At 41.2% G+C, this 15620-nt stretch carries 8 protein-coding genes and 5 pseudogenes; 6 read left to right on the forward strand and 7 right to left on the reverse strand.

The window, feature by feature from the left end; all coding sequences use genetic code 11:
• Window positions 1-42: 42 nt before the first annotated feature.
• The 5 genes and pseudogenes from KA717_34135 (at window position 43) to KA717_34155 (ending at window position 4411) form a co-directional block, all read left to right on the forward strand.
• Window positions 43-795: a helix-turn-helix domain-containing protein gene (locus KA717_34135; GenBank protein ID UXE60525.1), complete on the forward strand. Its 753-nt coding sequence runs from the start codon at window positions 43-45 to the stop codon at window positions 793-795.
• Between the two features lie 86 nt (window positions 796-881).
• Window positions 882-1961, forward strand: coding sequence for an IS1 family transposase (locus KA717_34140; GenBank protein UXE60526.1), 1080 nt, complete (start codon window positions 882-884; stop codon window positions 1959-1961).
• 158 nt (window positions 1962-2119) lie between these two features.
• Window positions 2120-3457, forward strand: a pseudogene (locus KA717_34145) (IS5 family transposase).
• Window positions 3458-3683: 226 nt separating this feature from the next.
• A pseudogene (locus KA717_34150) lies at window positions 3684-4079 on the forward strand (transposase).
• A 5-nt stretch (window positions 4080-4084) separates the two neighbouring features.
• Window positions 4085-4411: pseudogene (locus KA717_34155) on the forward strand (ISNCY family transposase).
• 32 nt (window positions 4412-4443) lie between these two features.
• On the opposite strand, the gene KA717_34160 reads toward KA717_34155, so the two are convergent.
• From KA717_34160 to KA717_34180, 5 genes and pseudogenes are all read right to left on the reverse strand, one after another.
• A complete protein-coding gene (locus tag KA717_34160) occupies window positions 4444-5523 on the reverse strand; it encodes an IS1 family transposase (GenBank protein ID UXE60527.1) in 1080 nt (359 codons plus the stop codon).
• A 279-nt stretch (window positions 5524-5802) separates the two neighbouring features.
• Complete coding sequence (locus tag KA717_34165) at window positions 5803-6123, reverse strand: hypothetical protein (protein ID UXE60528.1); 321 nt, start codon at window positions 6121-6123, stop codon at window positions 5803-5805.
• A 286-nt stretch (window positions 6124-6409) separates the two neighbouring features.
• A pseudogene (locus KA717_34170) lies at window positions 6410-7747 on the reverse strand (IS5 family transposase).
• Window positions 7748-7978: 231 nt separating this feature from the next.
• Window positions 7979-8499 (reverse strand): annotated as a pseudogene (locus KA717_34175) (IS4 family transposase).
• 278 nt (window positions 8500-8777) lie between these two features.
• Window positions 8778-9653, reverse strand: a complete 876-nt coding sequence (locus tag KA717_34180; protein UXE60529.1) for a tetratricopeptide repeat protein — start codon at window positions 9651-9653, stop codon at window positions 8778-8780.
• A 147-nt stretch (window positions 9654-9800) separates the two neighbouring features.
• Between KA717_34180 and KA717_34185 the strand changes: the two genes are divergently transcribed.
• The gene (locus KA717_34185; GenBank protein ID UXE60530.1) at window positions 9801-10712 is read left to right on the forward strand and encodes an ABC transporter permease; all 912 of its coding nucleotides are present in this window, start codon (window positions 9801-9803) and stop codon (window positions 10710-10712) included.
• A gap of 44 nt (window positions 10713-10756) precedes the next feature.
• Here the strand turns inward: KA717_34185 and ppc are convergent, their stop codons facing one another.
• Together ppc and KA717_34195 are read right to left on the reverse strand one after the other, a co-directional pair.
• A complete protein-coding gene (ppc, locus tag KA717_34190) occupies window positions 10757-13828 on the reverse strand; it encodes a phosphoenolpyruvate carboxylase (protein UXE64863.1) in 3072 nt (1023 codons plus the stop codon).
• A 368-nt stretch (window positions 13829-14196) separates the two neighbouring features.
• A complete protein-coding gene (locus KA717_34195) occupies window positions 14197-15534 on the reverse strand; it encodes a histidine phosphatase family protein (protein ID UXE60531.1) in 1338 nt (445 codons plus the stop codon).
• Between the last annotated feature and the right edge of the window lie 86 nt (window positions 15535-15620).

A 15620-nucleotide genomic window follows, 5' to 3' on the forward strand; every position in this document is an offset into this window, starting at 1 on the left:
AACCGATAAAAAGATAAATATAGGTATATAGGAGAAAAAGTCATGCCCCGATTAGCCCCCAAAGAGTTAAAGTTGGAAGCAAAAGAACGAGAACATCTAGAAAAACTGATAAATCGTCATACAACAGAGCAGCAAATTGCCTTAAGGGCAAAAATAGTGCTTCTGGCAGATGAGGGAGAAAATAATCGAGAAATTGCTAGAAAAATCAAAATTTCCCCGCCGCAAGCGGACGGGGTATGGAAGATGTTTTGCTCGCAAACCGACGGTTTCCATTGCAACTTTAAATTTTTCGCTGCAAGCAGCGGGGAATTAACCCAAGAAAGATTAAAAATCAGCCGAAAAATGGCAAGTCAATGGAGAGAAAGATGGATAGCAGGACAGAAAAGTGAAATAGAAATAACAGAAAGAATCAAAGATGCTGAACGTAGTGGAGCACCCGCCAAGTTTAAACGCGAACAAATCTTGAAGTTGTTCAAATTAGCCTGTGATGACCCAAAGAATTATGAGCGTCCGATAAGTCACTGGACAGGACGAGAATTAGCCGAGGAATTAGTAAAGCAAGGAATAGTGGAAAGTATATCTCCTCGACAGGTAGGAAGATTATGGGAAGAAGCAGATATTAAACCCCATCAGTCAGGATACTGGCTGAATCCCCCCCCTGACCCAAATTTTGGGGAAAAAGTGAATGATATCTGCCAAGCCTATGAGAGTGCAATTTTAGGAGAGGAAAAGGGGGAACTGGTATCGTCTGATCAAAGTTGGAAAAAGTTATGGTGTAAGGCTTTGAGAAAATAGAAAAATAGTTTAAGACTAGACATCGGCTCGTTTTTATTATACTATTATTATTGTCATTATATCAAAGAAGAAGGAAACAGAAAAAAATGTCAATATTAAAGAAAAGCTCTATGGAAATCCTGAATGATGTTGGCTTGTGCCAAGAGAAAGAGGATGCCTTATTCAAGAAAAACTGTCCTCATTGCTATAGTGAAAACGTAAAAATACATTCTCATTATCAAACGAAAGGTAACGGGGAACGTAAAATGTTCATTTGTCAAGAATGTAGTTCTTGTTTTGCTGAGACTTATGGTAGCGTAATCGCTGGCTTAGAAACCCCATTAAGTGAAATTGTAAAAGTATTAAAAGCCAGAATGGAAGGAATAGGATTAAATGCAGCAGCCCGAGTATTTGGCTACGCGAAAACAACAATATTGAATTGGGAAAAGAAATTATCAGGATTACAAGAGACATTATTTTTATACGCCTTAGTGAATGAATTTTTTAAATTAGTAATAGAAGAAGATGAACTATACACAAAAGTTGGAAAAAATAAAGAAGCAAGTGCCTCTGAGGGGTGGACAATCGTGCTCATGGACAGGGCTAGCCGCTTTATTTGGCATTTAAAATGTGGTCGAAAAGAGCAGAAATTATTTCTAGAAGCAATGATGACGGTAGCGGAATTATTTGAAAGGAGTGCAGAATCTCTCCAGTTATTTACAGATGGAGAAAAGCGATATAGTCAACTGCTATTTAATATTTGTCACGAAGTATTAAGGACTGGAAAGCGAGGTCGTCCCACCAAAGTATTACCGAAGGGTCTTGTAGTAAGACTAAAAAATAAGAGTAGTAAACGTCGAGATTCTGAGGGTAAACTAAAGAAAGTAGAAACTCCGAAACCAGAACATCCAGAGACAACAGAAAAACCAGCAGAAAAGGACGTCCATGCCAACCACGTTGAGGCCTTTAATAGTGCTATCCGACGCTATTTAGCCGCCTTTCGTCGTCGTACAAATACTTATGCTAAATCTGTTGTGGGATTACAGCGAGTACTAGATATTTTCTGGATGGTTCATAACTTTGTTCGCAGCCATTTTACGACTAGAGAAGTTCCTGCTGTAGCTCTCGGTATAATTGAAAAAGGGTTAACTTGGGAGGACTTACTCCAAATTCGCCTGATTTTTTGAACCTCTCGTATTGCAACGTTTGTAGCTTCTAGCTAGGGCTTGCTGAAAAAAGCTGAAACCTTTACGGAGAAAAATAGTAGGCGAATTAAGAACCGCTAGAATGCACGAAAATAGGGTAGAATGCCTCAAAACCATTGCATTAAGAAGAGAGAAAGCAGATGTACCGAAAGCAACAGTACTCAATTGAAACACCAGAAAACTTGAAAAATCTGTTCGGCGGGCAGTTAGACGAAGAAAATCGTTGGATAGAAATGTCAAAAATGGTTCCCTGGGAAGAATATGAGGAAGAATATGCAAAAAACTTCACAGAAAAAAAAGGAGCCCCAGCCAAATCATTTAGAATGGCATTAGGAGCATTAATTATCAAAGAAATTTCAGGAAAAAGTGACAGAGAAACAGTAGAACAAATAAAAGAGAACCCTTATTTACAGTACTTTATAGGAATGGAAAGCTATAGTAGCAAAGAAGCATTTAGTGCGTCAATGATGGTTCATTTTCGTAAAAAAATAGGAATGGAATTAATAAATAAAATTAATAAAGAAATAGAAAAAAAAGCGACGGGTGTAGCGTCAGAAAAAAAAGAAAATGAAGGAAAGTTATTGTTAGATGCGACTTGTACACCAGCAGATATAAAATATCCAACGGATATAGGAATATTGAATGATGCCAGAGAAAAAACAGAAAAAATAATAGATAAGCTGTATGAAGAAATAAAAGAGAAAAGGAAAGAAAAGCCGAGGACTTATAGGGAAGTGGCAAGAAAAGAGTACTTAGCCATAGCAAAAAAACGTCGTGTGTCAAAAAAAGAAAGAAGAAAAGGAACAAAAAAACAACTAGGATATATAAAAAGAAACTTGTCTGATATAGAAAAAATGATAGAAGAGGGAGCAAAGTTAGAAAAACTAACGAAAAAAGAGCAAGAAGAGCTTGTAACGATAGGAAAAGTGTATGAGCAACAGTTAGAAATGTATGAAAAAAAGACAAATAAAGTAGAAAACAGAATTGTGAGTGTAAGCCAACCTCACGTGCGTCCAATAGTGCGTGGAAAAGCGGGAAAAGCAGTAGAGTTTGGAGCTAAAATATCGGCAAGTAATGTGAATGGCTTTGTCTTCTTAGACAAATTAAGTTGGGATAATTACAACGAATCGGGAGATTTACAAGCGCGAATAGAAGAATATAAAAGGGAAACAGGATGTTATCCGGAATCGGTTCATGTGGATAAAATCTATCGAACAAAAGCGAATCGAGCTTATTGTAAAGAAAGGGATATAAGAATGAGTGGTCCCCGATTGGGAAGACCGCCGAAAGAGGTGAGCAAAGAAAAAAAGAAAGAGGCACGCTCAGATGAAAGAGTGCGTAATGCCATTGAGGGTAAATTCGGACAGGGAAAGAGGAAATTTAGTCTTGGTCGAGTGATGGCCAAACTACCTGAGACCTCGGAAACGGTAATTGCGATGAATTTTTTGGTAATGAATCTTTCTACTCTACTTCAGAAGACAAAAAGTAAAAAGTTGTAGAGTCGTTTTTCTTGTGAAAAATGGTGTTAATTTTCCTCTCTTTTGTGAGGAGTAATTTGTGTTGACCTTTTTAGACAGAAAGGAACAATAGATTAAACAAAATCTGTATTTTGATTTGTTTCCATAAGGATAAGTTATCTATGCTTTTTCAGTCCATACTTCCCTAACCCACATTTCTTTCGTTTTTTGACTTTTTCAGCAAGCCCTAATTATGGTAACGAACAGTTCTTATATTACGGGAACTCAGGTTTGTGAACTCCTAGAAAAGATAGCAGAATTAGGACTATTAATACCGATTACGTTGGTATTAGACAATGCTCGTTATCAAAAATGCCGAATTGTGCAGGAGTTGGCAGAATCATTAGGAATAGAGTTACTGTACTTACCTCCTTATTCTCCTAACTTGAATTTAATTGAAAGACTGTGGAAGTTTGTGAAAAAGAAGTGTTTATACGCAAAATATTATGAAGATTTTACGCAGTTTTCTGCAGCAATTTCAGGATGTCTTGAAGATGCTAACGTAAAATATAAGGAGGAGCTTGATTCTTTGCTCACCTTACGATTTCAACGCTTTGATAAATCTCAGATTATGAACGTTTGAAGTATACCAATCATTTTCTCACCCCTCACATCGTTCTTGATGTCTGTCGTGCTGGACGGACTCGTTGGCGTACTGAGAACGAGAATCACAATATTCTCAAAAATCGAGGCTATCACTTAGAGCATAATTTTGGGCATGGTAAACAACACCTCGCCTCTGTTTTGCTTACCCTGAATTTGCTGGCTTTTCTCTTGCACACGGTTTTAGGTTTGGTTGATGAACGTTACCAGAGAATTCGCGTCCAACACGGCACTCGTAAGGGATTCTTTCAAGATATTCTCTCTTTGACCAAATATCTGTTCTTTGAAAGCTGGGGCACTGGTATCGTCTAGCTAGAAGCTATAAACGTTGCAATACAAGAGGTTCAACAAATCAGGCGAATTTGGAGTAAGTCCTCCCAAGTTAACCCTTTTTGAATTATACCGAGAGCTACCGCAGGAACTTTTTTCGTCGTAAAATGGCTGCGAACAAAGTTATGAACCATCCAGAAAATATCTAGCACTCGCTGTAATCCCACAACAGATTTAGCATAAGTATTTGTTCGACGACGAAAGGCGGCTAAATAGCGTCGTAGAGAACTATTAAATGCCTCAACGTGGTTGGCATGAACATCCTTGTCTTCTGGTTTTTCTGTTGTCTCAGGATGTTCAGTTTTCGGAGTTTCTACTTTCTCTAGTTTACCCTCAGAATCTCGACGTTTACTACTCTTATTTTTTAATCTTACCACCATACCCTTCGGTAATACTTTGGTGGGACGACCTCGCTTCCCAGTCCTTAATACTTCGTGACAAATATTAAATAGCAGTTGACTATATCGCTTTTCTCCATCTGTAAATAACTGGAGAGATTCTGCACTCCTTTCAAATAATTCCGCTACCGTCATCATTGCTTCTAGAAATAATTTCTGCTCTTTTTTACCACATTTTAAATACCAAATAAAGCGGCTAGCCCTGTCCATGAGCACGATTGTCCACCCCTCAGAGGCACTTGCTTCTTTATTTTTTCCAACTTTTGTGTATAGTTCATCCCCTTCTATTACTAATTTAACAAATTCATTCACTAAGGCGTATAAAAATAATGTCTCTTGTAATCCTGATAATTTCTTTTCCCAATTCAATATTGTTGTTTTTGCGTAGCCGAATACTCGGGCTGCTGCATTTAATCCTATTCCTTCCATTCTGGCTTTTAATACTTTTACAATTTCACTTAATGGGGTTTCTAAGCCAGCGATTACGCTACCATAAGTCTCAGCAAAACAAGAACCACATTCTTGACAGATGAACATTTTACGTTCCCCGTTACCTTTCGTTTGGTAATGAGAATGTATTTTTACTTTTTCACTATAGCAATGAGGGCAGTTTTTCTGAAATAAGGCTTCCTCTTTCTCTTGAGGTAAGCCAATATCACTTAGGAGGTCAATTGAGCTTTTATTCAATGTTGACATTGCTTTCCGTTTTCCCTTTCTTTAATATAATGACAATAATAATAGTATAACAAAAACGGGAATATGTCCAGTCGTAAGTTATTTTCTATTTTCTCAAACTCTTACACCATAACTTTTTCTAGCTTTGATCACACGATACCAGTACCGGCATCATCTTTTAGATTTTATTCTTGACGACTCAGTTTCTCTCGCTGTCTCGAATTCTTCCTAGTTGATTAATTGGCAATTTTCATAGCAAAACCCTTGCCAGTAAATACATCGAGCCTTTTGTATCTTTGACTACATTCTGAATTTGGAATTGCTGGTTTTTGAGGATACCTGTTTTGCCAATAATGGGGTTGATGTTATGATTATCCTTGCTTCTTTTTCTAAGGGGCAATACGTTTTTCCTCCTACTGAACGCTGATATACATGACGATTCACTATAACCTCACCATAAGGTGTTTGATATTCTTTCGGTTGCTCTTCCTTACTCTTCCAGATTTCTTCACCGATTTTTAAGGGTGAACCATCTGTATCTAAATATTTCAAGGCTTCTTTGCTGGCGATGCAACCTACTTCGTTTAAGCCTTTTTGAATATTTATTTCTGTATCCAACATTGAACGACTGAGTTCTAATGTTAGTTCTATTTTTATCTTTGAACCCTCTACATTAATTAGGGCTTGCTGAAAAAGTCAAAAAACGAAAGAAATGTGGGTTAGGGAAGTATGGACTGAAAAAGCATAGATAACTTATCCTTATGGAAACAAATCAAAATACAGATTTTGTTTAATCTATTGTTCCTTTCTGTCTAAAAAGGTCAACACAAATCACTCCTCACAAAAGAGAGGAAAATTAACACCATTTTTCACAAGAAAAACGACTCTACAACTTTTTACTTTTTGTCTTCTGAAGTAGAGTAGAAAGATTCATTACCAAAAAGTTCATCGCAATTACCGTTTCCGAGGTCTCAGGTAGTTTGGCCATCACTCGACCAAGACTAAATTTCCTCTTTCCCTGTCCGAATTTACCCTCAATGGCATTACGCACTCTTTCATCTGAGCGTGCCTCTTTCTTTTTTTCTTTGCTCACCTCTTTCGGCGGTCTTCCCAATCGGGGACCACTCATTCTTATATCCCTTTCTTTACAATAAGCTCGATTCGCTTTTGTTCGATAGATTTTATCCACATGAACCGATTCCGGATAACATCCTGTTTCCCTTTTATATTCTTCTATTCGCGCTTGTAAATCTCCCGATTCGTTGTAATTATCCCAACTTAATTTGTCTAAGAAGACAAAGCCATTCACATTACTTGCCGATATTTTAGCTCCAAACTCTACTGCTTTTCCCGCTTTTCCACGCACTATTGGACGCACGTGAGGTTGGCTTACACTCACAATTCTGTTTTCTACTTTATTTGTCTTTTTTTCATACATTTCTAACTGTTGCTCATACACTTTTCCTATCGTTACAAGCTCTTCTTGCTCTTTTTTCGTTAGTTTTTCTAACTTTGCTCCCTCTTCTATCATTTTTTCTATATCAGACAAGTTTCTTTTTATATATCCTAGTTGTTTTTTTGTTCCTTTTCTTCTTTCTTTTTTTGACACACGACGTTTTTTTGCTATGGCTAAGTACTCTTTTCTTGCCACTTCCCTATAAGTCCTCGGCTTTTCTTTCCTTTTCTCTTTTATTTCTTCATACAGCTTATCTATTATTTTTTCTGTTTTTTCTCTGGCATCATTCAATATTCCTATATCCGTTGGATATTTTATATCTGCTGGTGTACAAGTCGCATCTAACAATAACTTTCCTTCATTTTCTTTTTTTTCTGACGCTACACCCGTCGCTTTTTTTTCTATTTCTTTATTAATTTTATTTATTAATTCCATTCCTATTTTTTTACGAAAATGAACCATCATTGACGCATTAAATGCTTCTTTGCTACTATAGCTTTCCATTCCTATAAAGTACTGTAAATAAGGGTTCTCTTTTATTTGTTCTACTGTTTCTCTGTCACTTTTTCCTGAAATTTCTTTGATAATTAATGCTCCTAATGCCATTCTAAATGATTTGGCTGGGGCTCCTTTTTTTTCTGTGAAGTTTTTTGCATATTCTTCCTCATATTCTTCCCAGGGAATCATTTTTGACATTTCTATCCAACGATTTTCTTCGTCTAACTGCCCGCCGAACAGATTTTTCAAGTTTTCTGGTGTTTCAATTGAGTACTGTTGCTTTCGGTACATCTGCTTTCTCTCTTCTTAATGCAATGGTTTTGAGGCATTCTACCCTATTTTCGTGCATTCTAGCGGTTCTTAATTCGCCTACTATTTTTCTCCGTAAAGGTTTCAGCTTTTTTCAGCAAGCCCTAATTAGTTTTGCTGTCATCATTGTTTCCTTTTTGTCACTTTTCATCTCATGTTAACACTTTTTTCTCCCTTCATCAAATAAAGGTCACGCCCTCCTCTGCCATCTCCTATCCTTGCCCATGCCTCATACAGGTCACTTTCACGGTCTCCTTATGCGTCACCATCCCCGCTCCCCCCGCACTTAGATAGTTCTGGCTCTTGGTTGCTGATACTAGCCATTTGTTGGATTCCTTTTCCTCTATTGGTAGTTTCTGGTAGTTTCTTTCCTTCTTACTGGGGCGCGATTCTTCACGATTCCACAATTGTACCGAACTTATTCCCAAGGGAAAGCCATTTTTGCTATTTAGTACTAATGTGGGATGCAGAAAAAAGCCTATGTCTCGGTTATTTCCCACTACTCCCTGCCCTTCTGCCTTCAGTCGTCCTCTGTGTGCCTCCAAGTTAATTTCACTCGTATCATTTGCTGCTAATACGTGTAAGCCTTCTACTTGCTGCTCACAATGCTCCGATAAGCTTTGTATTAGCTCTGATACTGTCACCTTGTCATTCTCCAAAAAGCGGTAGTAACCTACTTGCTCGGCACGGTTTTTGCTCATTTGACGGATGTTTACCGATTGCTTCCGTAACATTGCCTCATACAATTCCGCCCCCTTTTTACTAAGCGTGGGTCTCCAAATGCTTTTCCTTTTGCCTGTTCCGCGTCAATGAGTATCGGGTTGGTCATTTTTCAGTCCTCTTTTTAGTGGTTTTTCCCTTTTTCTAGTTTACACTCGACTTGTGTGTACACAGTAGCCAACTTTGGGGGGTGCGTTTTGAACAGGGGATATTTTTATTGGAAAGCCAATATTTTGAGCCAGTAGAACCGGCAATTGACCTGGCCGAAGACATCCCCAAAACGGACTAAACCTTAAGGTTGGGTGGAAACGGTTGGTGCGTTCGGAGTTGCCTTCGTGCCTGATTTTGAGGCTGAGTGATTCAATGTACCTAGGGCCATTTTTTTGATAGTGTCCTTATATTGAACCGGCGCAAGCAGAAGGGCTTGTTGGAATAGGGGTTCGGCTGCTTCTTTTTGACCACTTTGATCTAACACTAGGGCCTTGGACAAAATTGGGCGAAAATCTTCTGAATTAATCTGGCTGGCGGTATCGTAGAGGGCGATCGCGTCGTCAAATCGCTTTTGTTGGAGATAAATTTCGCCTAACAGTAGTTGCAAAGAGGTGAGTTGGGCCGCCGTCTGTTCGCTAGGATCGTTGGCCTTGACTTTAATGGCTTGGGTAATAGCATTTTGGATCGTGAGAATTGCCTCTTGGGACTTGTTCTGAACCAAAAATAGATCACTCAGGCCTTTGAGCGTCCGAATATCAAAGGGTTTATTTTGCAACAGATTACGGTAAATATTGGCGGCTCCTTCATCGTCTTGAAGTTGCTGCTTAGTTTGGGCTAACAACAAGGTGTATTCCACTTGATCGGGTTGGAGTTGGGCTAATTGTTCCAGGGGCGTGATCGCGGCGGTTAGATCCCCCTGTTGTAAACGAGTATCCAGTAATCCTTGCCAAGCATTGACATTATCCGGTTCTCGCTCTAACACCAATTGATAACCCAAAGCTTGGCTTTCTAAACGGCGACTCAATTCCTCCGATGAACTCCCCCCTAAAGACTGAGCTTGATTTTGCTGCCAGATGCTCGTTGCTAGGGGCAAGATCGAAAAAAGAATTAAAGCTGCAATCATGAGAATTAAGACCCCATAGACCCAGCGACTCCGCTTAGACTCAGAAACTTTCATAATCTTGGTACTAAAAAATACTGACATCACCGTCAGAAGATGATGTTTCTTGTTCTTTTTAGCATACAGCTATCGTTGTCTGAATCATTCTCCCTAAGTTCTATGTTTTCCTATCTGATTAAACGTATTCTCATTTCCTTGGCAACCTTGTTAGGGATTAGCCTCGTTATTTTTACGATTTTAACCCTTGCACCGGGTAATCCTCTGGGGGAATTAGCCACTAACCCGAATTTGACGGAAGCAGTACGAGAAAACCTGCGGCGTAGTCTTGGTCTAGATCAACCGTTACCGATTCGTTATTTTAAATGGTTAACGTCACTGCTACAGGGTGATTTAGGTTATTCCTTTACTAGTCGTAGTCCGGTGAGCGAGTTAATTGGCCAACGTTTACCGACAACGCTTTGGGTGGTTGGCTCGGCCTATGTGCTGAGTGTGGCGATCGCCGTTCCCTGTGGCATTATTGGGGCGTTAAAACGCTATAGTTGGCTGGAGCAACTTCTAACTACTGCGAGTTTAATTGGCTTTTCCTTACCCACTTTTCTGACAGGATTAGTATTGATTTTACTGTTTAGCGTGCAATTACATTGGTTTCCCTTTATTTATGAAAGCACCCTAGAAGTAAATGATCTGAATAGTTTAGGGCAACAAATTCAGCAATCTTTTTTGCCGATTCTAGTCCTAACCCTTTATCAATGTGCTGTCTTAATGCGGTTTGTCCGTTCTGCTGTTTTAGAAGAATTACCCCAGGATTATATTCGGACGGCCTATGCTAAGGGGCTAGGCTCCTGGGGGGTGATTAAAAATCATTTATTACGTAATGCCTTGATTCCCGTTGTTACCCTGATTGCCTTGGATATTCCGACAATTTTTACCGGAGCATTAGTCACAGAACAGGTTTTTCGAGTTCCTGGCATTGGAGCGTTAATGATTGAATCCATCTATCGCAGTGACACGCCGGTAGTGATGGCTGTAACTTTTATCTATGCGGTTTTAATTGTTCTATTTAGCATTTTGGCAGATGTGGCCTATGTTTTGTTAGACCCCAGAGTAACCTTATAACAAGGGTAGTTCACTTAGGGAAAGTCGGTTTTGGCCATCCTTCTTCAACCCGTATTCCGCATTCCGGCCGCAATACCATTAATTGTCAACAATGCTCCTCGCAATAGTTCTTCCTTGGAATAGCGACGGTAACGTACCCCACTGGATTCCGCTTCCTGGGTCACTAACCGTAACCGTTTCAGTAAAGAAATTTGCAAAAATCCTAACGGTACAATAGTGCGATTGCGTAACTGCACCGATCCCTGAAGACTGCGATCGCCGTCCAGCAGATTTTGATGGCCCGTAATTTGTAAAATTAACTGACAAGTCAGATGATACTCTTCGGCAATACGTTGAAATAAACGTTCAAAGCGTTCGAGATCCTCGGCGGGCGAGAGTTCCTTAACATAGTGATGGGCAATGACCAAATCCACCTTAGAAAGGGTCATCTCCACCTTGGAAATCACCATATTAAAGAAAGGCCATTTGATATAGAAATAGCGCAACAATTTAAGATTTTTAACCGGATCTTGATCGATAAAGTTTTTAATCGCCGTACCGACTCCATACCAAGCCGGTAACAGAAAACGACTCTGTGTCCAACTAAAGACCCAGGGAATGGCTCGCAAAGTACTGAGGTCTCGTTTACCACTCTTACGACGGGCCGGACGAGAACTAATTTGTAATTCGCTAATTTCGGGAATGGGCGTAACGGACATGAAGAAATCCACAAAATCTGGCTCTTCATAAATTAAACCGCGATAAATTTGACGAGAAGAAGCCGATAATTCTTCCATAATGCGGTTCCAAGGCTCAATATAGTCAAAACCACTTTTCAGTAAACTGGCTTGAATGACCGCCGTCGTGAGGGTTTCCAAATTATAGAGAGCCAGTTCCGGCAGGGAATATTTAGAGGCAAGGACTTCCCCCTGTTCGGTAATCTTAATACGACCATTGACGGTTCCAGCCGGTTGAGCCAAAATTGCTTTGTAGGCTGGGCCACCGCCTCGACCGACCGATCCGCCTCGACCATGAAAGAGCCTTAGCAAAATACCATAGTCTTGAGAGACAGCCTGGAGAGCTTTTTGGGCCTTATGAATTTCCCAGTTACTACTTAAAAAGCCCGAATCTTTATTGCTATCGGAATACCCCACCATGATTTCCTGGAGATGACTCGGTTGCAGAACGACATCATTCCCAAAGGAGTTCGCGGGTGCCAAGTTGGCCTGATATTCTGCAAACACTTTATAACTGCCCGCCAGAGCCGCCCGATAGCAGGGTAGCTCATATAGCGTTGCCATGACTTCAGGAGCATGTTTGAGATCTTCTACGGTTTCAAAGAGAGGAACAATCCGTAGGGAATTGGCACTAGTGGCCGGATCATAAAGCCCCGCTTCCTTGGCTAACAGTAAAACTTCTAGTACGTCACTGGCATCATTGGTCATACTAATGATGTAGGTATGGCAAATCTCAATGCCAAATTCCTGTTGTAAGTGACGTAGAGTTCGTAGGGTTTCAACGGTTTCACAGGTGCGTTCAGAAAAAGGCATTTCCTGGGGAATGAGGGGCCGTCGGGTTTGTAATTCCATTTCTAGCCAATTAATTTTGTCCTGCTCTGACATTTGTTCATAGGGACAGGCCAACACTCCCATGTAGGAGCCTATTTCCGCGATCGCCTCAGCATGACGAGAGGATTCTTGGCGAAAATCCAACTGGGCCAGATTAAAACTATAAACTTCCACCTGGGTAATCAAATTTTCCAGTTCTAAACAACTTAAACCCGTTTCCCCTAGATTGCGCTGAATCATTTGCAGATCTTCTAAAAAGACTTGCCCAGAGGCATAGTGGGGTTGATTGGTGATTTTGGCAACAATCTGACGTTCATCGGGATTGCCCAGACGTTTATTGCGATGCAGGGTATTTTCTAAACGGCGTTGCACATAGGCCAACTTCATACGATAGGGTTCCTGACGATAGCGCAGCGAAACCTCGTCATAGACTTCCGGTAATTGGATGCGATCGCGTTCTAGAGAATCAAGAAGTTCCTGGGAAACCTTACTCCAATGAATAGAAGGGCTAAGTACTGCTGTCAGTTCACCAATGGAATGTAAATATTTTTTAATGACTAGATTGCGTTGATAACAGGCCGTTTGCCAGGTCACTTCCGGTGTGACAAAAGGGTTGCCATCGCGATCGCCCCCTACCCATGTACCAAAATAACAGAAACTTGCTTTTGGTGCTCGTAACCAGGGAAAGTTATCGCGAATTGCCTGTCCCAATCGTTTGGAGAGTTCAGGGATAGCCGTAAATAATACTTCATCAAAATAGTGGAGCGAATAATCCACTTCATCCAACACCGTTGGCTTAAATTGATGTAGCTCATCGGTTCGCCACCAGAAACGAATTTCCTCGGTTAACTGTTCAATCACAGCTTTGGTTTCCCAGGTGTTGAGCCAATCAGAGGTCGAGAAAGTGCTCTGGAGTTGATCCAATTTACGCAAGACGCGATCAATACGACGTTGTTTGCGGCGAATGGTATGACGAACAATCTCCGTGGGGTGAGCGGTGATCACGAGTCGAATATCTAGTTGATCAACCAAACGTTGAATTTGTTGCGGCGGAACATTCAGGTATTTCAGTTCAGCAAATAACCAATGAAAGGTTCCCACCTGCATCGAACTGGCATCTTCTCCCTCTCCCTTTTTGGTAAAACCGAGATCCCGATAAGGTATAACCCGTTCTTCGTTGCCGGCTTCCTCGGCAAAGGAAAGTTGCTGGGTCGCCTCCCAACGATTGCGTTCCTGTTCTCGTTTCTCGTAATGCTGTTCAACAATATTAATTAATTGAAAATAAAGCGCGAAGGCTCTGGCGGCTCGAATGGCATCATCTAGTTCCAACTTCTCAATCCGCTCTGTCACTTCCTCTAAAAGATTTTCAGCTTTGCCTAGATCTTGCTCCTCCGGCGATCGCCAGGAACGTAGCTCATTGAGCAGATCGACTAATTCTTGACCACATTCACTTTGTAAAACCTTTTCCCAGAGAGTTTCGACCAGGGAAAGACGATGGTAGAGGACTAATTCTTCCGGTGCCGGTGAGGCGGTGACAGGAGTATCCACAGTAACAGGATTGAGATTCATAGAAATAGAGGAAGACTGCATTACCGGACTCATAGAAACCTCAAAGTCTATCAACAAAAGCAGAATGATCAAGACAGCAACACTAGTCTAAGCTAAGACACAGGAAAATTACACTAGTTGAGTCGGTTTTTCCAAGACTATCCCAAAAGTGAAGTGAGTTTCTTTAATCTTTGATACTGTTTAAGATATCTGACAGCTTAGAGGGATGATAACCACAACCAGCCAGCCTCTATCCAAAAAACAGAGACGCTAGAAAACAAAGGGCTATCCAGGCTATTCTATCGGTTCTGGCTATTGAGTTCGGTATCAGGTCTTGCAAACATCAGGAAATGTTGATATTCCGAGCCGTCTAAATCCTGCCCGCATATTTACAGTGCTCCTGCCGCCGTTTTGTCCAACACTCCCCCTAGATGGGTGGTTAAATTGATGGCTTGCAGAATCGGGGTACTATCAAGCCCTTGGGGATAATCAATCACACTCACGCCACCATTGCCCTGTTTAATATTCCAGAAATTAGCGGGGGTTAAACCCAGTAGATAACACAAAATGACTTTGTTAATGGCATCATGGGCAACCACAATGCCAATGGTCTGTTCCTGATGCTGGCTATAGTAGCTAACTCGCTCTTCCCAACAGGCAATCGCCCGATCCCAGACCTGTTGTAGGTTTTCGCCTTCAGGCATTTGCACCGTTTCAGGGGCATTTTTCCACTGTTCCAAGAGACCCGGAAAATCGGCTTCAATTTCGCTTTCTAATTTGCCTTCCCACAGTCCATGACAAATTTCCGTGAGCGGTTCCTGTAAATCGAGGCTGACATTAGGATGATATTGGAGAATAATCTCGGCAGTTTCCTTGGGCCGTAGCATGGGGCTACTAATTCCTGTATTGATAATCACTTCCTTGAGAAAGTCGGCTGCCTTTTGGGCCTGACCTCGGCCATTGTCATTGAGAGGAATATCCCGAATTCCTTGAAAACGAGATTCTCGATTCCATTGGGTTTCACCGTGACGAATGAGCAGAAAACGCAAACGGTTTTGGCTGGAGCGAGGTAGCGGTAAGGGAATGTCAAGATGGGAAGTCTGATTTAAGGATTCGAGTTGAACGGGATCACCCCATTGGTTGGTGAAGTTTAGAACATTAATATTGCAATTGGACTGTTGAATGCGGTGGTAGTGGGAAGGGGGAGCAGCGATCGCCGACATAATTAGACAGCGATTAATACCGTTATGGGCCACAATGACAACGGTTTTGCCTTCGTATTGGGGAAGTAGGGTTTGCCAAAAAGCCTGGGCTTGTTCGTAGAGGGACAGTACGGGAAAAAATTCGGTTTGACCATCGGGTCGGAGCATTTTTAATGCCTGGGGCCGCTCATGCCAGCAATGGTACTCTTCAGGATATTGGGCTAATACGTCTTCTTTAACCCAATTTTCCCAGAGGGGGAGATCAATTTCGAGCAAATCCTCGGTGGGAAAAAGCGGTGGTGGATTATCAAAACTGGCTTGAATAATGTCAGCAGTGCTCTTAGCCCGTTTTAGGGGGCTGCAATAGATGGCATCGATGGGTAATTGGCTGAGAACTTGCCCCACTCGTTGAGCATCGGCTTTGCCTTTCTCTGTTAAGACCGACTCGTCACTGCGGCCTTGAATACGCTTTTGGGCGTTGTAACTGCTCTGTCCATGCCGAACAATAATCACGCGAGTAGCCAATCGCTTTTGCCTCCCCAGCAGAATTTTTTGCTCCGTTCATTGTGGCATTGTTGGGAAGCTCATGCAATACGCTCTGATTTTGATGC

It is taken from the genome of Woronichinia naegeliana WA131, assembly GCA_025370055.1.
Taxonomy (GTDB): Bacteria; Cyanobacteriota; Cyanobacteriia; order Cyanobacteriales; family Microcystaceae; genus Woronichinia; species Woronichinia naegeliana.